The 22,636-nt window shown below is 43.0% G+C and carries 16 protein-coding genes and 1 pseudogene; 9 read left to right on the plus strand and 8 right to left on the minus strand.

Annotation, left to right across the window (positions count from 1 at the left end):
• The first annotated feature begins 145 nt into the window (after positions 1–145).
• The 7 genes from rpoB to ATY38_RS10110 all read left to right on the plus strand — a co-directional run bounded on the left by rpoB (position 146) and on the right by ATY38_RS10110 (position 14,645).
• Positions 146–4,219: a DNA-directed RNA polymerase subunit beta gene (gene rpoB, locus ATY38_RS10080; protein ID WP_062559183.1), complete on the plus strand. Its 4,074-nt coding sequence runs from the start codon at positions 146–148 to the stop codon at positions 4,217–4,219.
• A 102-nt stretch (positions 4,220–4,321) separates the two neighbouring features.
• Positions 4,322–8,524: a DNA-directed RNA polymerase subunit beta' gene (gene rpoC / locus ATY38_RS10085; protein ID WP_062559184.1), complete on the plus strand. Its 4,203-nt coding sequence runs from the start codon at positions 4,322–4,324 to the stop codon at positions 8,522–8,524.
• Between the two features lie 203 nt (positions 8,525–8,727).
• Positions 8,728–10,440, plus strand: a complete 1,713-nt coding sequence (locus tag ATY38_RS10090; protein ID WP_062557488.1) for a multiheme c-type cytochrome — start codon at positions 8,728–8,730, stop codon at positions 10,438–10,440.
• Positions 10,437–11,468: a hydroxylamine oxidation protein HaoB gene (gene haoB / locus ATY38_RS10095; RefSeq protein WP_235590251.1), complete on the plus strand. Its 1,032-nt coding sequence runs from the start codon at positions 10,437–10,439 to the stop codon at positions 11,466–11,468. The genes ATY38_RS10090 and haoB overlap by 4 nt, the downstream gene beginning before the upstream one ends.
• A gap of 129 nt (positions 11,469–11,597) precedes the next feature.
• Entirely contained in the window at positions 11,598–12,320 is a 723-nt protein-coding gene (gene cycA / locus ATY38_RS10100) for a cytochrome c-550 CycA (RefSeq protein ID WP_062557487.1), read from the plus strand.
• Complete coding sequence (locus ATY38_RS10105) at positions 12,320–13,003, plus strand: NapC/NirT family cytochrome c (RefSeq protein ID WP_062558620.1); 684 nt, start codon at positions 12,320–12,322, stop codon at positions 13,001–13,003. Before cycA ends, ATY38_RS10105 begins: the two co-directional genes overlap by 1 nt.
• 226 nt (positions 13,004–13,229) lie before the next feature.
• Positions 13,230–14,645, plus strand: coding sequence for a DEAD/DEAH box helicase (locus ATY38_RS10110; RefSeq protein WP_062559185.1), 1,416 nt, complete (start codon positions 13,230–13,232; stop codon positions 14,643–14,645).
• 28 nt (positions 14,646–14,673) lie between these two features.
• Here ATY38_RS10110 and ATY38_RS17060 read toward each other — a convergent pair.
• Positions 14,674–14,771 (minus strand): annotated as a pseudogene (locus ATY38_RS17060) (IS5/IS1182 family transposase); the annotation flags it as partial.
• A gap of 150 nt (positions 14,772–14,921) precedes the next feature.
• The gene (gene ahr / locus ATY38_RS10115; RefSeq protein ID WP_062559186.1) at positions 14,922–15,929 is read right to left on the minus strand and encodes an NADPH-dependent aldehyde reductase Ahr; all 1,008 of its coding nucleotides are present in this window, start codon (positions 15,927–15,929) and stop codon (positions 14,922–14,924) included.
• Positions 15,930–16,118: 189 nt separating this feature from the next.
• Between ahr and ATY38_RS10120 the strand changes: the two genes are divergently transcribed.
• Positions 16,119–16,391 carry a TMEM165/GDT1 family protein gene (locus tag ATY38_RS10120; RefSeq protein WP_062559187.1) on the plus strand — a complete coding sequence of 91 codons (273 nt, stop codon included), beginning with the start codon at positions 16,119–16,121 and terminating at the stop codon, positions 16,389–16,391.
• 55 nt (positions 16,392–16,446) lie between these two features.
• Here the strand turns inward: ATY38_RS10120 and ATY38_RS10125 are convergent, their stop codons facing one another.
• From ATY38_RS10125 to ATY38_RS16830, 5 genes are all read right to left on the minus strand, one after another.
• Positions 16,447–17,793, minus strand: a complete 1,347-nt coding sequence (locus ATY38_RS10125; RefSeq protein WP_062559188.1) for an ATP-binding protein — start codon at positions 17,791–17,793, stop codon at positions 16,447–16,449.
• Positions 17,790–18,476: a response regulator transcription factor gene (locus ATY38_RS10130; protein WP_062559189.1), complete on the minus strand. Its 687-nt coding sequence runs from the start codon at positions 18,474–18,476 to the stop codon at positions 17,790–17,792. Before ATY38_RS10130 ends, ATY38_RS10125 begins: the two co-directional genes overlap by 4 nt.
• 71 nt (positions 18,477–18,547) lie before the next feature.
• Complete coding sequence (locus ATY38_RS10135) at positions 18,548–18,847, minus strand: PepSY domain-containing protein (RefSeq protein WP_062560175.1); 300 nt, start codon at positions 18,845–18,847, stop codon at positions 18,548–18,550.
• Positions 18,848–18,927: 80 nt separating this feature from the next.
• Positions 18,928–19,251 carry a hypothetical protein gene (locus ATY38_RS10140; RefSeq protein WP_062559190.1) on the minus strand — a complete coding sequence of 108 codons (324 nt, stop codon included), beginning with the start codon at positions 19,249–19,251 and terminating at the stop codon, positions 18,928–18,930.
• Between the two features lie 359 nt (positions 19,252–19,610).
• Positions 19,611–19,742 carry a hypothetical protein gene (locus tag ATY38_RS16830; protein ID WP_013647209.1) on the minus strand — a complete coding sequence of 44 codons (132 nt, stop codon included), beginning with the start codon at positions 19,740–19,742 and terminating at the stop codon, positions 19,611–19,613.
• 866 nt (positions 19,743–20,608) lie between these two features.
• Between ATY38_RS16830 and ATY38_RS10145 the strand changes: the two genes are divergently transcribed.
• Positions 20,609–21,292 (plus strand): hypothetical protein, encoded by a 684-nt coding sequence (locus ATY38_RS10145; RefSeq protein WP_062559191.1) that lies wholly within the window; start codon positions 20,609–20,611, stop codon positions 21,290–21,292.
• A gap of 18 nt (positions 21,293–21,310) precedes the next feature.
• Here the strand turns inward: ATY38_RS10145 and ATY38_RS10150 are convergent, their stop codons facing one another.
• On the minus strand, positions 21,311–22,615 hold the full coding sequence (locus ATY38_RS10150; protein ID WP_062559192.1) for a cryptochrome/photolyase family protein: 1,305 nt from the start codon (positions 22,613–22,615) through the stop codon (positions 21,311–21,313).
• Between the last annotated feature and the right edge of the window lie 21 nt (positions 22,616–22,636).

Consider the following 22,636-nt stretch of genomic DNA (forward strand, 5'->3'; position numbering starts at 1 on the left):
TTATAGGGCTGGTGGAGAAGAGATTAACGCTGCCAGCCTTTGATATTTTTACCATCTGAAGTGTCGTTTTTTGGGCATTTCAGCAATTGATAGTTATTTGACTTCAACTATTCAACCCTCAGTCTTCTTCTCCCGGAGAAAACTCATGAGCTATTCGTTCACAGAGAAAAAACGTATTCGAAAAAGTTTTGCCAAACGTGCAAGCGTTTTACCAATTCCTTTTCTACTTGCAACCCAGATAGAATCCTACGCGGCTTTTCTACAGGAAAATATTGCACCTAGTAAACGCCGGACCCAAGGATTACAGGCCGCTTTTAATTCAATTTTTCCAATTGAAAGCCATACCAAAAATGCGCGTCTGGATTTTATAAGCTATGAGCTTGGTTCGCCAGTATTTGATGTAAAAGAGTGTCAGCAACGAGGATTAACTTATGCATCACCCTTGCGTGCAAGGGTAAGATTGACAATTATGGATAAAGAAATATCCAAGCCAACTGTTAAGGAAGTCAAAGAGCAGGAAGTTTACATGGGTGAAATTCCTTTGATGACGGAGACAGGATCTTTTGTTATCAATGGGACTGAACGTGTGGTTGTTTCTCAATTGCATCGTTCTCCCGGGGTATTTTTTGAACATGATCGTGGTAAAACTCATTCTTCGGGAAAATTGCTATTTTCTGCACGGATTATTCCATATCGTGGATCATGGTTAGATTTTGAGTTTGATCCAAAGGATTGTTTATTTTTCAGGATAGATCGTCGCCGTAAGATGCCTGTAACTACGTTATTGAAGGCAATTAGTTGTACTTCTGAGCAAATATTGAAGGAGTTCTTTATTTTCGATTGCTTCCATTTTTCAGACAAAGGAATACGGTTTGAGCTCGTGCCGGATCGCTTGCGTGGAGAAGTGGCAAGTTTCGATATTTTTGCCAAAGGCAAAAAAATAATTGTTCAGAAAGATAAGAGGATTACAGCTAAGCATATTCGAGAAATGCAAGAAGCTAAAATTGATCAATTAGAAGTTCCCGAAGATTTTTTATTGGGAAGAATATTAGCACAAAATATAGTCGACCCAGATACCGGTGAAATTATAGCGCTTGCTAATGATGAAATCAGTGAAGAAACGATAGCAAAGTTTCGCATTGGAAATGTAAAGAAAATTAATACGTTGTATATTAATGATCTTAATCATGGCGCATATATTTCTCAGACGTTAAAAATTGATGAAACAACCGACGAAATGAATGCGCAGATTGCAATCTACCGTATGATGCGACCTGGGGAACCACCGACAGAAGATGCGGTTAAAGCTTTATTTGCCGGGTTGTTCTACTCGCCAGAGCGATATGATTTATCCGTAGTAGGCAGGATGAAATTTAATCGTAGAGTAGGAAGAACCGAGCTGACAGGCTCACCAACACTATCGAATGAAGATATTATTGCGGTGATCAAAATTCTGGTAGAGCTGAGAAATGGGCGCGGAGAAATAGATGATATTGATCATCTTGGAAATCGACGCGTACGTTCAGTTGGTGAGTTGGCGGAAAATCAGTTCAGATCCGGTTTGGTGCGTGTAGAGCGCGCAGTCAAAGAACGTTTGAGTCAGGCAGAATCAGAAAATTTGATGCCTCATGATTTAATTAATGCAAAACCGGTGTCTGCAGCTGCTCGGGAATTCTTTGGATCCAGTCAGCTGTCACAATTTATGGATCAAACTAATCCATTATCTGAAATAACGCATAAGCGTCGCATTTCGGCATTGGGACCCGGAGGATTGACACGGGAAAGAGCTGGTTTTGAAGTGCGTGATGTGCATCCAACTCACTATGGTCGCGTGTGCCCAATTGAGACACCAGAAGGGCCTAATATTGGCCTTATTAATTCATTGGCGCTATATGCGCGAACCAATGAGTATGGGTTTATAGAAACACCCTATAGCAGAGTAAAGAATAGTCAGGTAACTGATGAAATTGATTATTTATCGGCAATTGAGGAAGGGAATTTTATGATTGCTCAGGCTAATGCCGAGCTTGATCATAATCATCGATTGATCAGCGAGATTGTGTCTTGCCGTCACAAAAACGAATTTGCATTGTCTTCACCTGATCGTATTGAATACGTGGATGTGGCACCGGCACAAATTGTGTCGGTGGCGGCATCACTGATACCGTTTTTAGAGCATGATGATGCAAATCGTGCATTGATGGGTTCAAATATGCAACGTCAAGCAGTTCCCTGTTTACGCGCGGAGAAGCCGCTCGTAGGCACAGGAATTGAGCGGGTTGTGGCAGTGCATTCCGGTACTACTGTTCGGGCTAAACGAGGAGGAATCGTTGATTATGTGGATGCAGGTCGAATTGTGGTGCGTGTGCATGATATTGAGACGCACATGGGAGAGGTTGGGGTTGATATATATAACCTTATAAAATATACACGTTCCAATCAGAATACAAATATTAATCAGCGTCCTTTAGTTAGGGTTGGTGATAGTATCAGTAAAGATGATGTTATTGCGGATGGTGCATCTACTGATATGGGTGAACTTGCGTTAGGGCAAAATATGTTAGTGGCATTTATGCCGTGGAATGGATATAACTTTGAGGATTCCATCCTGATTTCAGAGCGGATCGTAGCCGAGGATCGTTTTACTTCCATTCATATAGAAGAATTATCGGTTGTGAGTCGGGATACCAAGTTAGGTACTGAAGAGATAACAGCTGATATTCCAAATTTATCTGAGTATCAGTTAGGACGTCTCGATGAATCAGGTATTGTTTATATTGGTGCAGAAGTTGAAGCGGGTGACGTTCTGGTTGGCAAGGTTACACCAAAAGGTGAAACGCAATTAACACCGGAAGAGAAATTATTGCGCGCTATTTTTGGTGAGAAAGCATCAGATGTAAAAGATACTTCGCTGCGGGTTCCATCAGGTATCTCGGGGACTGTAATTGACGTGCAAGTATTTACCCGCGAAGGTATTGAGCGGGATAAGAGAGCTCAAAATATTATTGATGATGAACTTGATCGCTACAAAAAAGATTTGGCAGATCAGATGCGCATTGTGGAAGAAGATGCATTTTCTCGTCTTGAGCGCTTATTGATAGGTAAAGTGGCTACTGGTGGGCCAAATAAGCTGGCAAAGGGGAAAGAAATTACCGCCGAATACCTACAAAGCTTTGATCCACATTACTGGTTTGATATCCGTTTGATGGATGAAGACTCGAGCATACAATTAGAGCAAGTACGTGAGAGTATGGTGCAAAAACGTAAGGCATTTGATGTTGCGTTTGAAGAAAAAAAGAAAAAGCTTACTCAAGGTGATGAACTAGCACCTGGCGTTCAAAAAATGGTCAAGATTTATATCGCAGTCAAAAGGCGTTTGCAACCGGGTGATAAAATGGCAGGGCGGCATGGTAATAAAGGTGTTATTTCCAAAATTGTACCTTTGGAGGATATGCCCTATATGGCTGACGGAACGCCTGTTGATGTGGTATTAAATCCCTTAGGTGTTCCTTCTCGAATGAATGTAGGTCAAATTCTTGAAGTGCATTTAGGGTGGGCAGCAAAAGGTCTCGGTAAAAAAATTGATGAAATGTTGAAAAAACAAAGAAACATAATTGAAATTAGGGATTTTCTCGATAAGATTTATAATGAAAGTGGTAAGAAAGAAAATATTTCCTCTTTATCAGACAAAGAAATTTTATCATTGGCTGAAAATCTGATAGCTGGAGTTCCTTTTGCTACGCCAGTATTTGATGGCGCAACCGAGAGAGAAATCAAAGACATGTTGGAGCTAGCAGGATTACCAAGATCGGGCCAAATTACATTGTACGATGGTCGAACAGGGGAAGCTTTTGATCGATCAGTTACTGTTGGGTATATGCATGTTCTGAAGCTTCATCATTTGGTAGACGATAAAATGCATGCGCGTTCAACAGGTCCTTATAGTTTAGTAACGCAACAACCATTAGGCGGTAAAGCGCAGTTTGGCGGACAACGCTTTGGTGAGATGGAGGTCTGGGCATTGGAAGCATATGGAGCTGCATATACCTTGCAGGAAATGTTAACTGTCAAATCGGATGATGTCACAGGGCGCACTAAAGTTTATGAAAGTATTGTTAAGGGTGATCATAAAATTGATGCTGGAATGCCGGAGTCATTCAATGTATTGGTAAAAGAAATACGTTCACTGGGTATGGATATTGATTTGGAACAACATTAATCGTTTCAAGGATTGTGGATGGTTAATTTAAACCCATCCCATTATGAATATCACATAAATTCCATCAAAATTTTATTGCCCTCTGATTGACAGGAGTGACAAATGAAAGCACTGCTAGATCTATTTAAACAAGTTACTCACAAAGAAGAGTTTGATGCCATCAAAATTGGCCTTGCTTCTCCAGAGAAAATTCGCTCTTGGTCTTATGGTGAAGTAAAAAAACCTGAGACGATTAATTATCGTACCTTCAAACCGGAGCGAGATGGTCTGTTTTGTGCCAAGATCTTTGGCCCCGTTAAAGATTATGAATGCTTGTGCGGAAAATATAAGCGGCTAAAGCATCGTGGTGTCATTTGCGAGAAATGCGGTGTTGAAGTAACTTTGTCGAAAGTACGCCGTGAACGCATGGGACATATCGAACTGGCTTCACCCGTTTCACATATCTGGTTTTTAAAATCCTTGCCATCGCGCTTGGGTATGGTATTGGATATGACTTTACGTGATATTGAACGAATTCTATATTTTGAAGCTTATGTAGTTACTGATCCTGGCTTGACGCCATTAACGCGTTGTCAGTTGCTGACTGAAGAGGATTATTTAATAAAAACAGAAGAATATGGAGATGATTTCAATGCCAGTATGGGTGCAGAAGGCATTCGCGATCTATTAAGTAATCTGGATATTAAAGCCGAGATCGAGAACTTGCGGCGTGAGATGGATAGTACGGGGTCGGAAACAAAGATTAAGAAAATTTCTAAGAGACTTAAACTGCTAGAGGCATTTAATAAGTCAGGGATAAAACCACAATGGATGGTTTTGACCGTATTACCAGTTTTACCACCAGATCTTCGTCCTCTGGTGCCGCTCGATGGTGGTCGTTTTGCGACTTCGGATTTGAATGATTTATATCGCCGGGTTATCAATCGTAACAATCGGTTAAAACGATTACTGGAACTAAAAGCGCCGGAAATTATTGTTCGGAATGAAAAGCGCATGCTGCAAGAAGCGGTTGATTCATTATTAGATAATGGTCGTCGAGGCAAGGCAATGACGGGTGCTAACAAGCGAGCACTTAAGTCATTGGCGGATATGATTAAAGGTAAAGGCGGGCGTTTCCGCCAGAACTTGCTGGGTAAGCGTGTGGATTATTCTGGTCGCTCAGTTATCGTTGTCGGACCTCAACTTAAGCTTCACCAGTGTGGATTGCCAAAGAAAATGGCACTCGAGTTATTTAAGCCTTTTATTTTCAATAAACTGGAGTTAATGGGAATTGCCAGTACCATCAAGGCTGCCAAGCGCGAGGTTGAGAATGAAACTGCAGTGGTATGGGATATTCTGGAAGATGTAATTCGTGAGCATCCGGTTATGTTAAATCGTGCGCCGACTTTGCATCGATTGGGTATTCAAGCGTTTGAGCCAGTTCTGGTCGAGGGTAAAGCAATTCAATTGCATCCATTAGTTTGTGCTGCATTTAATGCTGATTTTGACGGTGACCAAATGGCTGTTCACGTACCGCTTTCATTAGAAGCACAAATGGAGTGCAGAACATTAATGATGTCTACCAATAATGTTTTATCCCCAGCTAATGGAGAACCTATTATTGTACCTTCTCAAGATATCGTACTCGGACTTTATTATACTACTAGGGAGAAAGTGGGGGCTCGTGGTGAAGGTATGCTATTTCAGGATGTCAGTGAGGTTTCACGTGCTTATGAAAGTAGGAATGTAGAATTAAATGCAAGAATTAAGGTGAGAATCAGGGAATATGACATTAATGCAGATGGCGAACGCTATGAAAAAATTACTCGTTATGAAACAACGGTAGGAAGGACATTATTATTTGAAATTTTTCCTCCGGCACTTCCGTTTTCATTACTTAATAAAACATTGAAAAAGAAAGAGATATCAAAACTTATTAATGCAAGTTTTAGACGTTGTGGATTGCGAGAAACAGTGATTTTTGCTGATAAACTCATGTATGCGGGATTTAGTTATGCAACGCGTGCCGGTATTTCTATTTGTGCTGATGACATGTTGATACCAACTCAGAAAAGCGACATTATTGCTGAGGCGGAACAAGAGGTAAAAGAAATTGAAGGGCAATATACATCAGGTTTGGTGACTCAAGGCGAGCGTTATAACAAAGTCGTGGATATTTGGGGTAGAGCAGGCGATCAAGTGGCCAAAGCTATGATGAATCAGCTTGGCGTAGAACCAGTACTTGATCCGTCTAGCGGAAAGATACAACTTGGCGAGACAGGCACGCAGTTAACGCAAGAATCATTTAATTCAATCTATATGATGGCGGATTCTGGTGCTCGTGGCTCAGCGGCACAGATACGTCAGTTATCAGGTATGCGTGGATTGATGGCAAAACCAGATGGCTCGATTATTGAAACACCAATTACAGCTAACTTCCGCGAAGGTTTAAATGTCCTACAGTATTTTATTTCAACACACGGTGCCAGGAAGGGACTAGCAGATACGGCCTTAAAGACTGCTAATTCAGGTTATTTGACTCGACGATTAGTTGATGTTACTCAAGATCTTGTAGTTACGGAGGAAGATTGTAATACCGGTAGTGGCGTAGTTATGAAAGCTTTAGTGGAAGGTGGTGAAATTATTGAAGCATTACGCGAGCGAATTTTAGGTAGGGTTGTAGTTAACGACGTAATTAATCCTGAGACTCAAGAAGTGGTTTTTGCTTCGGGGGTATTGCTGGATGAAGATGCTGTAGATTTGATTGAATCCTTGGGTATTGATGAAGTAAAAGTCCGTACGCCACTTACTTGTGAAACTCGATATGGTTTATGTGCGAAGTGCTATGGACGGGATTTGGGGCGTGGCACTCCGGTCAATGTGGGCGAAGCAATAGGAGTTATTGCCGCTCAATCAATTGGTGAACCAGGTACGCAATTGACAATGCGTACATTTCATATTGGTGGTGCAGCATCCAGAACTGCGGTGGTAAGTCAGGTTGAGAGCAAATCAAGTGGCACCGTACATTATTCTTCCACAATGAGGTATGTGACTAATGCTCAGAATGAATTGATCGCTATTTCACGAAGCGGTGAAATCATTATTCAAGATGAGAATGGACGAGAGCGTGAAAGACATAAAGCCTCTTACGGTGCAACATTGTTGGTGCGGGATGGTGAGATGGTTAAAGCGGGTCAGGTATTAACCACTTGGGATCCGCATACTCGTCCTATAATAACTGAATATACTGGGAAGGTGCGATTCGAAAATGTTGAGGAAGGTGTTACTGTAGCGAAACAAATCGATGAGGTTACTGGATTATCGACCTTAGTAGTTATTGATCCAAAACGTCGAGGAGTTATACAATCGAAAGGTTTGCGTCCACTAGTGAAGTTCTTGGATGATGATGGGAATGAAATAAAGATGTTGGGTAGTAATCAATCTGTGAGCATAACGTTCCAGATCGGTTGTATTATCACGGTGAGGGATGGGCAGGAAGTGAGTGTCGGCGAGGTATTGGCAAGGATTCCACAAGAGACTTCTAAAACACGTGATATTACAGGAGGCTTGCCGCGCGTGGCAGAGCTATTTGAAGCAAGAGCGCCAAAAGATGCGGGTATGTTAGCTGAGGTTACGGGTATTGTTTCTTTTGGTAAGGACACTAAAGGTAAGCAAAGACTAATTATCACTGATCTTGAAGAAATTGTGCATGAATATTTAATTCCAAAAGATAAACACGTAATGGCGCATGACGGGCAAGTAGTGAACAAGGGTGAAAATATTGTTGATGGACCGGCAGATCCCCGTGATATCTTGCGTTTACAAGGTGTTGAAGCATTAGCGCGATATATTACTGATGAAGTCCAAGATGTATATCGATTGCAGGGCGTTAGGATTAATGACAAACATATTGAAGTTATCGTTCGTCAAATGCTAAGGCGAGTGCAAATTGCCAATGCTGGTGATTCTACATTTATTCCGGGGGAGCAAGTAGAGCGCGCTGATTTACTCGTTGAGAATGAACGATTAATTGCCGAAAAGAAAATGCCAGCTACTTATGAATTTATGTTGTTAGGTATTACAAAAGCATCATTATCGACAGATTCCTTCATTTCTGCAGCCTCATTCCAAGAAACGACTCGAGTATTGACGGAAGCGGCAATTATGGGCAAAAAAGACGATTTGCGCGGATTAAAAGAGAATGTTATCGTTGGCAGATTAGTCCCCGCGGGTACAGGGTTGTCCTTTCATAGTAAGAGGAAAAAGCAAGAAAAGATACCTGAGATAATTACTGAATCAGGTACCTCAATTGATAGTGCTGTTTAGTATGGAAAAACTGATGTAGTGTTCGCGTAACATTAATCGTTCAAATAGCTTGACAGTACAAGGCTGACTAAGTAGTCTAAGGGAGGGGCTATCTGTTGAAGTTGGATGGATGGTTGGGGGCTATGAAGCGAAGGAAGGTGGTCTTTTGAGAGGCCGGGAAGATAAGAAGGGAAAAAAATTATGGAAAACCAAAGGAGAGAAAGATGAAAGCCAAGCGATGGGCTGGGGTAATAGCGGGGCTGTTAGGAGCTATGCTGATAGGGACGGCGCATGCGAACATACCGAGCGTTCCGGACGAATTGTATGAAGCATTGAAGTTGGATCGTGAGAAGGCGACGCCGAAGGAAGTATACGAAGCGGTGGTGAAGCGCTACAAGGATCCTGAGCAAGGAGCGGGGCCTGGAACGATGGCGCAGTATTGGGAACCGATACCGTATGGAATATATTTGGATCCTGCGACATTTTACAAATCGCCGACTTCGAATAAAGAGATAGCGAGCCGGAAGGAATGTGTAGAATGTCACACGGATGAATCGCCGGTATGGGTTCAGGCATGGAAGCGTAGTAGCCATGCGAATTTAGACAAGATTCGTAATCTTAAGCCGGATGACCCTACCTTTTATAAGAAAGGCAAGCTTGAGGACGTAGAGAAGAATTTGCGCTCTTTGGGTAAATTGGCGGAAGGCGAGAACCTGAAGGAAGTGGGGTGTATTGACTGTCACGTGGATGTTAATGCGAAGAAGAAAGCGGATCACACCAAAGACATCATTATGCCGACAGCGGATGTATGCGGTAAATGTCACTTGCAGGAATTTGTGGAACGGGAATCGGAACGTGACACGATGATTTGGCCGCACGGCCAATGGCCCGATGGACGCCCTTCGCACGCGCTGGACTATAAAGCCAACGTAGAAACCACTGTTTGGGCAGCGATGCCGCAACGCGAAGTAGCTGAAGGCTGCTCGATGTGTCATACGAATCAGAACAAATGCGACTCATGCCATACGCGCCATGAATTTTCAGCTGCGGAGTCGCGTAAGCCGGAAGCGTGTGCCACTTGCCATAGTGGTGTGGATCACAACAACTGGGAAGCTTACTCCATGTCCAAGCACGGCAAGATGGTGTCGATGCTGGGAGACAAATGGAACTGGGAAGTACAGTTGAAAGACGCCTATGAACTGGGCGGTCAAAATGCACCGACCTGTGCGGGTTGTCACATGGAATACGAAGGTGAATATAGCCATAACATGGTAAGGAAGATTCGGTGGGCGAACTATCCATTTGTTCCAGGTATAGCGGAAAACATTAATAGCGAATGGTCGGAAGCTCGTTTAGACTCGTGGGTGGTTACCTGTACCCAATGTCACTCGGAGCGTTTTGCACGTTCATATTTGGAATTGATGGACAAAGGCACGCTGGAAGGGTTGGCTAAGTATCAGGAAGCTAATGAAATTGTGCATACACTGTACAAGGAAGGTTTGTTGACAGGCCAAAAAACTAATCGTCCTGCTCCACCGCCACCGGAGAAAGAAGGCTATGCATATTTTGCACAGTTGTTCTGGTCGAAAGGCAACAGCCCTGCGGCGATTGAGCTCAAGGTGCTGGAAATGCACGAAAATGACCTGGCGAAGATGCATGTAGGCTTGGCGCACGTAAATCCGGGTGGATGGACTTATACGGAAGGCTGGGGTCCGATTAACCGTGCGTATGTTGAAATTCAAGACGAAAATACTCGTATCCGCGAGATGATTGCACTGCAGGAACGGGTGAAGAATCTTGAATCGAAACGCACCAGTTTACTTGACTTGGACGGCACAGCTGAGAAGATCTCACTGGGTGGTTTAGGTGGCGGCATGCTGCTCGCCGGAACACTGGCCTTGGCGGGTTGGCGCAAACGTAAGCAAAGTGAAGCTTGATAGGCGCTGACACGACAGACCGCGCCGCTCCGGTGGTGCGGTCAGGAGACAGGCTGCTCCCGTCATTAGGAATTTTTCTGGTGACGGGAGGATTGCTTTTATTGGGCTGGTTTGTGTATCTTTGGTTTAAACCGATACCGGCTCCCTATCAATATCAATTGGTAGAAGAAAGCGACAGCAGCAAGTTTAGTAAAATAGATTTGACAGGTTGGCCGGATTTAAAGCTTGGTCAGTACAAAGTACAAGCTGACGGAGTAGGCAAGCCGATCGCTGAATTCATTGTTGCAAGGCAAAATGATGGAGCGCCGGTACTGATCTACTGGAAGAATAGCACCAATGAAGTGCTCTACAATTTTGACAGAAAGCCATCGGAGCTTACTGTTCTGGCCGAGGCGATCAGCAAGTACGCTCCGAAAGATGCGCTGATACTATCCTGGTGGGACACCTCCCGGCAAATCAAACTGCTTACAGGGCACGACACGTTTTTTACTCATCACCTGAACGAACCCCTCATGATACCGGCTCCTTGGCTGGAGCACAGCAAAGAGATCCAGGCGTATGAAAAACAATTCTGGCAAAGCAAAGCGGATTCGGTGGAATTGGAACGATTTAAACACTTCAGTCGGGCACTGGCGGCACCAGCGGAAGACGGTATTAAGCAACTGCGGCAACTGATTGGTTCTGATCGTGAGACCTACCTGATTGTACACGTGACCGATGTCTATAAACTAGGGCTCATGTACCCGGAAAGTATAGGCGTTGCCTACCAGAATTTTCCGATGACAGGGAATATGCATGGCATGATCAATCAAATGAAAGTGCAAGTTAAGGAAAATAATTTTGACACCTATACACTGCAATCTGTTTCAGACAATGAGATCAGAGTATTTTTCCTGAGTGATGAAGAAAGTAGTCAGACGTTGTTGGCAAGGATGCTGCCATTTGTAGATAAGACTGCGCCGACGGAACAAGATCTGGCGCAACTGATCTACCAACAAGGAGGCTATTGGGTATATAAGCTACCTTAGAAATAAAAAATAGCCTTGAGCGACAATAAAACTCCCAAAAAAGCGGACACATAATCATTTACACAAAACGATGATAGCGTACAATACGAACCCATAAAATTTGAATTAAAAAAGTATAAAGGAGGAGAGATGAAACACGCGATAACCCATATATTGGCCATACTGGCGATGACTGCATTTTTCTCGGGCACAGTGTTGGCGGCGGATTTTGAAGGTCGTACGAAATGTAGTTCATGTCACAAATCGCAAGCTAAATCATGGAATGACACGGCGCATGCCAAAGCGATGGAATCGTTAAAACCGGGCACACGCAAGGAAGCTAAGATAAAAGCGAAGCTGGATCCGGATAAGGACTACACGCAAGACAAGGACTGTGTAGGCTGTCATGTTGATGGATGGGGCAAGAAAGGTGGCTATACGGTAGAAACACCGAAGAAGCCGCTAGCGGCAGTTGGTTGTGAATCCTGTCATGGACCTGGGAAGAGCTATCGGGGAGATCACCGTAAGGGAGGTCAGGCCTTTGAAAGCAAAGGCACTACCATGCAACGCAAAGTATTGGCAGACAAAGGGCAAGACTTTCATTTTGAAGAAGCTTGCAGTGCTTGTCATTTAAACTACGAAGGTTCGCCATGGAAAGGTGCGAAAGCTCCCTATACGCCATTTACTCCGGAAGTTGACGCGAAATACACATTTGATTTTGACAAGATGGTGAAGGATGTCAAAGCGATGCATGAGCATTACAAGCTTGATGGTACATTCGTAGGGGAACCCAAGTTCAAGTTTCATGATGAATTTCAAGCGAATGCCAAAGAGAAAGTGGCAGATAAAAAAGATAAAAAAGGAAAAGACTGATGAGCGGCTTACAGAAAGGTGCGATAGGGACACTACTGACAGGCGGGTTATTGGGGATATTGCTGGTAGCGGTGGTATTTGGAGGAGAAGCGGCGCTATCTACCGAAGAATTCTGCACCAGCTGTCACTCGATGACATATACGCAGACGGAACTCAAGGAATCGACTCATTATGGGGCACTAGGGGTGAATCCTGGCTGTAAGGACTGTCATATACCGCAAGGATTCAAGAATTTTCATTTAGCGTTATATACGCATGCGGTAGATGGTGCGAGAGAGCTTTATTTGGAATTGGTTAATGATTATTCGACGTTGGAGAAGTTTAATGAGCGTCGGCTGATTATGGCGCATGATGCGCGGATGAATTTGAAGAAATGGGACAGTGTAACATGCCGTGACTGTCATAGAGATCCGAATCCGCCTGGAGCGGATGCCCAGGAAGCGCATAAGAAGATGAAAACGGAAGGAGCGACGTGTATAGACTGTCATCAGAATCTGGTGCATGAGGAAGCGCCGATGACGGATCTGAATGCGAGTTTGGCTGCGGGCAAGATGGTGTTGAAGCCGGACGAAGATGAAGAAGATGAAGACGACGAAGAAGATGAGGAAGAAGACGAGGATAGTGCTAGTGAGGTAACCGCAAGCGAAGAGGATGATGATGAAGAGGATGACGATGACGAATAATTCCCTTCACGCTTAATGAACTTCAATAAAGTTAATAGAGCAATCTTAACAAAGAATCTGCATATATTCCGTGCAGATTCTTTTTGTATTTTTGAGAACTAAATTATGGATTTGTACTTGATTTAATATTAAGATCTTCAGGGTTTAATTATTTGATTTGATTCTTCCTTCTTATCGCGTAGTGCTTTATTGTTAAATAAAATTAAAGAGGTAATTTTTGTAATATATGAGTAGTAATATCTCATTTGAACAACTCGGTTTATCAACTGATTTGTTGCGAGCTATATCTGAACAAGGGTATACAAATCCCACTCCAATTCAACAACAGGCTATACCTATAATCCTGAAAGGTTTTGACGTTATGGGTGGAGCTCAGACTGGCACAGGTAAAACAGCGGGTTTTACTCTTCCTATGTTGCAAAAATTAGAGAGTCATGCGAATAGTAGTACATCACCTGCAAAACATCCAACACGCGCATTGATTTTAGTGCCAACCAGGGAGCTTGCGATACAAGTTTACGAGAGCGTTAGAGCGTATGGAAAATATGTGGCACTAAAATCAGCTGTGATTTATGGCGGTGTAAATATCGATGTGCAGATTGCAGCTATACGTTCTGGCGTAGAAATCCTGGTAGCAACGCCAGGGCGTTTATTGGATCATCTTCAACAAAAAAATTTGATACTTTCAAAAATTGAAATATTAATTCTTGATGAAGCCGATCGAATGCTGGATATGGGTTTTTTGCCAGATATAAAGCAAATCATTCAGATGTTACCCGATCAACGACAGAATTTAATGTTTTCCGCAACGTTCTCAGAAGAAATCAAGAAACTTGCAGGAAAAATTTTGAAGAGCCCGATACTGATTGAAGTGGCCAAGCAAAACTCAGTCAGTGATTTGATTTCACATATAGTTTATTCTGTAGAATCAAAAAATAAGCAAGAATTTCTAATCGATATGATCAAGAAAAAAAACTTGCAACAAGTATTGATTTTTACACGTACTAAACATGGAGCAGATCATTTGACACAAAAATTAAATAGTCGGGAGATCCTGAGTTCCGTAATACACGGCGATAGAAATCAACTGCAACGAACTCAAGCTTTGGATAATTTTAAATGTGGTTTAATCCGAATCCTTGTTGCGACTGATGTTGCAGCACGTGGTCTTGATATTGAAGAATTAACTCATGTGATTAATTTTGAACTACCTAATAATCCTGAAGATTACGTACATCGCATTGGAAGAACAGGGCGTGCGGGAGCGAAAGGATTTGCAATTTCTTTTGTTAGCAGAGAAGAGACTATTCTATTGGGTGGTATAGAAAGATTATTAGGGATTAAGATTCAAGTAGAGGAAAGTAATTTTGGATTAAAGAGTCAGCAAACTGAGCTTTCAAATAAAACAAACTCAATTGAAGAGCAAAAGAAATCGAGAGCTTTTTCCTTTAAGAAAGAGCCCCTATCGAAGAGGTCAAAAAGGATTGAGAAAATAGAAGACCCGTTGTTTTCACAGCCCTATATATCAAAATGTTCAGATTTGATATCAATTCAAGTAGGAACTGGTAAGTCTAATAAGCAATATCCTAGTAAAACATTACCCGCTCTGTTTATTCCACCTGTAACCAGCAAACAAAAATAAACTAGATAGGGTAGTCACGGGCATTAGTTCAAAGAACAATACATCTGATCTGTACAGCAGCAACGAAAGATGCGGTGTTTTTGGGATATTTTGTGGCGATACACGCCATCTCTTAAGGTGTAGTAGTCGCGACCTGATCTGGCGGTTACCCGATTTGACGATGTGCCTGTTAGATCAAATTCGGTTATTCAATGCAGCGTTTATCATCCCATACATCCTTTGCGTGGCGTGCCTACGATGTACTTGGAGCATATGAAATCTCTCTTCACAAGATGATCATTGTTGACCACTCAAAACCACGCGGTATTTGGCATCACCGCTAGCCAATCTGGCGAGAGCTTCATTAATTTGATCCATGCGGAAAATTTCCACGATAGGTTCGATCTTGTGTTGTTCTGCGAATTGCAGCATGGTGGCAATGCTGGCGGGGCTGCCGACAGGGGAGCCTGAAATCGTATATTGGTTGGAGATTACTGGAAACACATTGATTTCCAGTGGCTCAAGCGGTACGCCCAGAAGATGCAAGCGACCTTTGGGACGCAGGGTCGCGATATAGGCATTCCAGTCGAGTTTTACATTGACCGTTGCTAGAATTAAATCAAAGCGGTTTGCTGCAGTTGCAAGTTCAACTGGATTTCTCGTATCCAGCACGTCATGCGCGCCCAGTATTAGCGCTTCTTTCCTTTTTTCTTCACTGGATGTAAAGGCAGTTACCCGGCAACCCCATGCCTTTAGAAATTGTAATGCAATATGGCCCAATCCGCCGATACCGATGACGGCGACGGCAGCAGTGGGCGGGATATTGAATTGCAGAAGAGGGTTAAAAACAGTGATTCCTCCACAGAAAAGCGGTCCTGCGCTCTGCGCGTTGAGACCATGCGGCAGTGCCACGATGCTGGCAGCGCTGGCGCGTACGTAGTCGGCAAAGCCGCCGTGTCGACCGACAATGGTGGACTCTGGTTGAGCGCAGAGGTTATGGTCGCCGGACAGGCAACTATGGCAGGTCATGCAATAACCAGCGTGCCATCCTAGGCCAACGCGCTGCTTAAGTGAGAAATTTTTTACATGTGTACCTTTAGCTGAAATTGTCCCAATGATTTCATGTCCTGGCACAAAGGGATACTGAGTAATTCCCCAATTGTTATGCAGCATGCTGAGGTCGCTGTGACATAAACCGCAAAATTCAACCGCGATCTCAACATCATGATCACCCAACGGTCCGGGATCATATTCATAAGGTTGAAGTTTTCCACCCGGTTCGGATGCAGCGTAAGCTTTGATCATGATTATTCCTCTAATAGTGATTAATCCTTGAAGCCGAATGTTTTGTAAAAACCTTGAAAGGTTATTTGAAAAAACATGCTGACTATCGTTTATTATTACTTCTTTTTGGGTAAAAGGGTGCGCGATTTTATCGTTGGTACTGGACTGGAATCGTATTGCAGATAACCCAACCTCATTTCGGGCTTAAACATGGACTACAAAATACTACTAATGATTTTTGCCACGGTATTTATCGCGGAATTGGGCGACAAAACGCAACTGGCGACTCTGCTGTTTGCTGCTGATAAGGAGGTCAATAAATGGACGGTGTTTGTCGGTGCATCACTTGCACTGATTGCAACTTCCGCGATCGGTGTGCTGGCGGGTAGTTTTATTTCAGATCACATCAGCGCAAAACATCTGCACTATATTGCAGGAGTGGGGTTTATCCTGATTGGTGGATGGACATTGATAAAGGCCTAATTCAAATTCAGAATAGTAATTAAAGTGTGTTTCGCAGAACTCGCCGTGAAAAGAATTAGTGCTGCTTGTTTTTCTTTAGGCGCAGAACGACACACAGGCCGCCGGTTGAGTTATTCTCAATCGATAACTCCCCACCATAAACCTGGATGATATCGCGCACAATGGCCAAACCGATGCCGTGACCAGGCGTGGACTGATCGGCGCGCACGCCGCGTTCAAGAATTCTGGTAATTTCAGGAGATCGAATGCCGGGGCCGTCATCTTTGACCTGAATAATTACCTGATTTTCCTGATAACTCGCGGATAAACAAATATTCTGACGGCACCATTTAAAAGCATTGTCGATCAGATTGCCGAGTAATTCCATTAAATCTCCTTCGTCGATCTGCAAACTAATGCTCTCATCAATCTCAATGATGATGCAAGGGTTCTTGTCACGATAGGCTTTCGTCACGGTGTTGACAATTCGGTCGACCATCGGCCGCAGCATGATCAATCCCATACCCGGGGAGCTACCGGCAGTTGCGGCACGGCGCAATTGATACTGGATGGTGTTATCCATGCGGTCAATTTGTTCCTGAATCGTTTTTTGCCGGATGGTTTCATCTCCTTCGCTTTGGATTGTACCCTGCAAAACGGCGAGTGGTGTTTTGAGGCTGTGCGCCAAGTCTGCAAGACCGTTACGATAACGTTTCTGTTGTTTGTGTTCGTGGTTGATCAAAGAGTTGATGCTGTCGGTTAATACTTGTATTTCACGAGGATAATTACCTTTCAGTTTCTCCTGTTGCCCGGACTCTATTGCGGCAAGCTCAGTCGATACTTTGCGAAGTGGTTGTAAGCCCCAATGCAGGACCAGCATTTGCGTTGCTAATAGGAAAATAGCCATGATACTTAGCCAGCCCCACAAATCTTCCCGATAGCGTTCCACTTGCGCCTCAAACAGCACGCTATCAGTGATAACAATGAAAGTCAGCGGGTAATCCCCGGCAGGAGTTTTCCAAGCAACACCGTAGCGATAAATAAAATAAGGCTCATCATTGAGCGTAATTTGACTAAATTCTTTTTTACCTTTCTCCAATAAAGAGATAGTCGGTATGGGTTTATTGAATGATGAATTGGAGCGCCAGGAAATAGTATTGGTTGGGGCGACAATATAAGCATAGGTGTCTGAATTGACATGGCCGAGCTCGGCATCGAGCAAATTGGTCGGTACATCCAGCTCGCCGGAATCTTCTACTTCTGCGTCTCCCATGAGCATGAGCAGCTTGGCAAATAGCCTATCTTTCACACCCAAGCGTGCACTATCATAAAAAGCACGATCCAGAGTCAGCGCAATTCCCATGATAAAAACCAGCAGAACCAAGGTTGCGCTGAATAGAATGCGCCGGTTTAATGACATCATGACAATTTATTGCATTCCAAGGTAAAGCGATAACCGCGACCACGCATGGTTTCGATTGGATTCAGAGTGCCTTCGGGGTCGAGTTTGCGGCGCAACCGGCCGATCATGACTTCAAGCACATTGCTGTCCCTATCTTCGTCGTGCGGGTAGAGATAGTCGGATAAGGTGTGCTTGGAGAGAACTTCGCCGTGATGACGTACCAATTCTTCCAGCAGGCGATACTCAAACGAAGTAAGCTCGATTTCTTGACCGTTAATGGCAACGGATTGAGCAGTGACATCCAACGTAATGGGGCCGCATTTTAAAAATGTCTGTGGTATACCGGTCGCGCGACGCAGCAGTGCTTTCACTCGGGCCAGCAATTCTTCCATTTGAAATGGCTTAGTCAGGTAATCATCCGCACCCATTTCCAGGCCTTGTACCTTGTCTTGCCAGCTGCTGCGGGCGGTCAGGATAAGAATGGGCAGCAGATTACCTCGTTCACGTAGCACTTTGATAATTTCCAGGCCGGATTTTCCAGGCAAGCCGATATCAATGATGGCGGCATCCAGAGGGTATTCTGAAGCAAGAAATAAGCCTTCATCGCCATCGCTGCATGTATCGATCATATAGCCCGCGGTTTCCAGTTGCTGGCGAATCTGGTTTTGTAATTTGAATTCATCTTCAATGACCAGAATGCGCATCGTTTACTCCTCAAATCTCGGGTGAGAAAAGTTAAACTTGTTTGAAACAGTGAATTCCATCCCCTATTGAATTAGGGAGCTACTATCACAGAACCATCTCGCGCATTGATAAGGATCGTTTGGACTGCGCCTTGATCACTGAGTATTTTAATGCGGTAAGTATGGCCGATCTGATTAATTGCCAACACCCGACCTTTGAAATGTTGCTGCGCGATAATAATCGCCTTTTGTTCGGAGATTCCGGTTGCCGTGCTGTTTCCACTGTTGGTGCGATGATAATTTGCAGTGCTCTCTTGCCAGCCTGCTAAGGTTAGTGTGCTCGGGACAGTCAGTGCCATCATAATTACTAAAACTTTCCACTCTCTATTCATATCGACCATTCCATTTTCTGGAGGTAGTAATCACGATGCAACAGGTATATTGTTTTAATACCCGTTGCTGGTCGTGCTTGTCAGAAGCGTATCATAAAATCCATATTCCCGGCACCAAAGCCCATTACCGCTTGAGGAAGGGGGATGTACACCGGAGCAGGATAGTAATTATAACTATACCGCGGTTGCGGATAGTAAGGCTGGTAATAACCACGAGGCTGGCTATATATATAACTATATCCACCATGATTGTGATGATTGTGATGATGGTGATGCCCATGACTATGTCCGTGATGGTGTCTATGATGTCCTCTGCCTGCTTGTGCTAATGTAGGGACAGCTAAAGTAATTGCTAATAGTATGCTAACTAACAGACTGATTAGTTTTGTTTTTTGAGCATCCATGATATTTCTCCTTCAGTTATTCGTTTCAGGTGTATTCCTGATGATGTCAATTTACATATGGCACCATGAATGGGAACTGAATGAGAAATGAAAGAGCGTAAGAATCAGTTCATGATATAAATAACCGATTAAGAGTTACCGGTCAGAATCTGGAGATATGATCAATTTTCGGAGGGAGCTCCGAATAAGGGCTCTGGATTTTTTCCAGAGCCCAGTTGAAAACAGGTTTCTAAATTTCTGATTGCAATCTTTTTATCAAAAAGAAACAGCTAATTACTTGTTTTCTGATTTATTGCTATGACTGCAATTTAATTATTTGTTTTTCTTGGTTTTGCCAGAAAATCAGCAGCCAGAAAATTTTATTGAGAATCTCCCTCTTTACTATCTTTATAAAGGCTTGGTGGGTATTGGCCAGGCTTACCTTCGCCCCCACATGCGGTTAAAGGGAGTGTGAACGCTAAGAGAACTGCTGCTAATAGTAAATATTTCATGAGAATCTCCTTTGTTATTAAAATTAAAAAATGTTTATAAACAAATTTAATGTCACGTTGAAACTTTATCAATTACAAACCATATCTAAAATCTTTGTCCAGAATTAAGCTTTCAGAAAAAGATCCTTATTATTAGAAGACCAAATAATTTCTTGATTCAAGAACCTTCTAAAATACCAAAATACGGCTTTATTCGAATAAGAAAAGCACTTACTCACATTTAGGATAACACTAAAAAAACAAGTATGGAATGGAAATGCATCAGATGACTGTATCGTAGTAGATATGATTGAGTGCCTTATTTAGCGTTGGCAGCAAAGTATTTGATCTTTGTTATTGTAATTATTAGGTATTTATTATATTTCCTAGTGCCGTTAAATGAGAATAAGTTTTTGATATCTACTGTCAGGATTTTTTACACATAACAGAATTTTTAATTTTGAATGAGAAAAGAAGCAGCGAGGAAAGTTTTAACGCTTGCATGGAGACAAAAGTATGGTCTTTCTTCCTTATGTTATTGGAGTGAGGACGGATATTGAGAAAAATGACTAGTGGGTGCGTATGTATTATTTCTACTCATAAGTCAGATGAGAAGAACAGGAATATCTGTTGGTTTATTATGTTTTCAGTGATGTAATAGCTTAACTCGGGGTAGTAGATTGATCGTGCTCTGAACATGAATACTTCGCCGGACTTCAGGATTTTGTAGATGATACTGAACGAGCCAGTTAGTCATGGCATTCATGACCTTATCAGAAATAAGCTTGACACTTGTTAATGGCGCAAGCAAACTCAAGCATATACGTGTTACAGCTGTATGTATCAATTTTTAATATAAGTTTATTTTTATGAGATTGGCCGAATTAATGTCCAGAGATTTTATTAACAAAACACTTGATCAGCTGAAAGCTTCACTGCGTTTGCTGGTCATTCCTTATTTGATTGTGTCTGTTGCTCTTTTTTCGGTTTGGCTGATCAGTCGACACTACGATATATTGATCGATAATTTTTTCCGGGAACCTGCAGCAATACTTAAATTTAATCCGTTTCTCGGAGTCATGTCTAATCTGGGTGTGTTGCTCTGGACATTCTCGGCAGCTATTTGTCTGTTTGTAGCCGTGCTCTTGATAAAAAAAGGCAGCAGGAAGATCGGAGCATATTTGTTATATTCAGGACTGCTGACTTTTGTGCTACTGGTGGATGATTTTTGCTTGCTGCATGAGCATATTTTTCCGCAATATTTAAATGTATCGGAGAAGATTTTTTATGTGGCGTATATTTTGGCAATGCTGTTCTTTTTTACCATCTTTGCCAAGATTATTTTACAGACAGATTACATCATTCTATTAATAGCGTGTGCTTTCCTGGCATTATCCATCGTGTCTGATCTGGTATTGCGACAAACAGGTATTGCAGTTTTGATCGAAGATGGTTTCAAGTTGTTTGGCATCGTCACATGGTTGATTTACTTCTCTCGTACCTGTTATCAACAGACAGTGATATTACTCAAACAATCAAGCCAACTTGGAGCGGGAGTTGAAAGGGATTAACTTTCAGCTGCTTGCCGGTTAGTCGATAGCTTGTTGATATGCTTTTAAGCAACGCCTTCGCGCGTCTTTGTGTTCAATTATCGGTGCTGGATAAGTTGGCGTGCGCCAATCGTTTACCCAAGTCTGAATATAGTTGAAGTTTTTATCGAATTTTTTGATTTGTGTTTCAGGATTGAAGATTCTGAAATAAGGCGCGGCATCCACACCGCAACCTGCTACCCATTGCCAGTTTCCGACATTGCTGGCCATTTCGTAATCCAGTAATTTTTTTGCAAAATAAGCTTCGCCCCAGCGCCAATCGATCAATAAGTGTTTGCATAAAAAACTGGCAGTGATCATGCGTACCCGGTTGTGCATCATGCCGGTAGCATTGAGCTGGCGCATGCCAGCATCAACCAGGGGATAACCAGTCATTCCTTTGCTCCAGCGCTCGAAATCTGCTGCGTTATTGCGCCATTGAATGCGATCGTAGCGCGGTTTGAAACTACTATTTTGTGTATGCGGGAAATGCCATAGGATTTGACTGAAGAATTCGCGCCAGATCAGCTCATTACCGAAGATATCGTTACTGGCGTTCAATGCTTGCTGAAATACTTGCCGAATACTAATCGTGCCGAATCGTAAATGGGCACCCAAAAGTGATGTGGCGGTTAATGCAGGATAATCCCTATCGTGTGCGTAATGTTGCAGCAGTTTCGTGTCCAATCGATACGCTGGAATGGTTACGGCAGATCGCACAAAACCAATGTCAGTTAGAGAAAGATTAGGCGAATGCAAATGTTTAATGATGTTTCCCAGTTTTGCCGAAGTTGAGTAAGTCCTAAGTATTGTCTCACTCTGAATCTTTCTCCATTTGTGCATATAGGGGGTATACACGATATAAGGACCGCCCGAGTTCTTGGCGATTTCATTTTTCTCAAATAACACATGGTCTTTATAGGTATTAAAAGCCACCGATCGTGCTTTTAACCATTGACGTACGGTTTCGTCGCGTTCGCGCGTGTAGGGTTCGTAGTCGTGATTGGTATATACCGCAGTGACAGAGTATAAATGCAGGATTTGATCGAAAACTTCTATGGGGCTGCCATAATAGAGCGCGATTGAACTCGAATGTTTTTTCTCGAGCTGCGTACGCAGCGTTTGCAGAGTGTCGTAAATGAAGGTAACGCGCGCATCATTTTCGGATAATCCTGTCAAAATTGATGGATCAAAAATAAAAACCGGCAACACCGGTTGTCCGGATGCTAACGCATGTGACAACCCGACATTGTCATCCAGACGCAGATCGCGCCGGAACCAAAAAACAACCAGTGTTGCACTCATTGATATGACGGGTTTTAACGT

The sequence above is a fragment of the Nitrosomonas ureae genome (genome assembly GCF_001455205.1).
Classification (GTDB): Bacteria; Pseudomonadota; Gammaproteobacteria; order Burkholderiales; family Nitrosomonadaceae; genus Nitrosomonas; species Nitrosomonas ureae.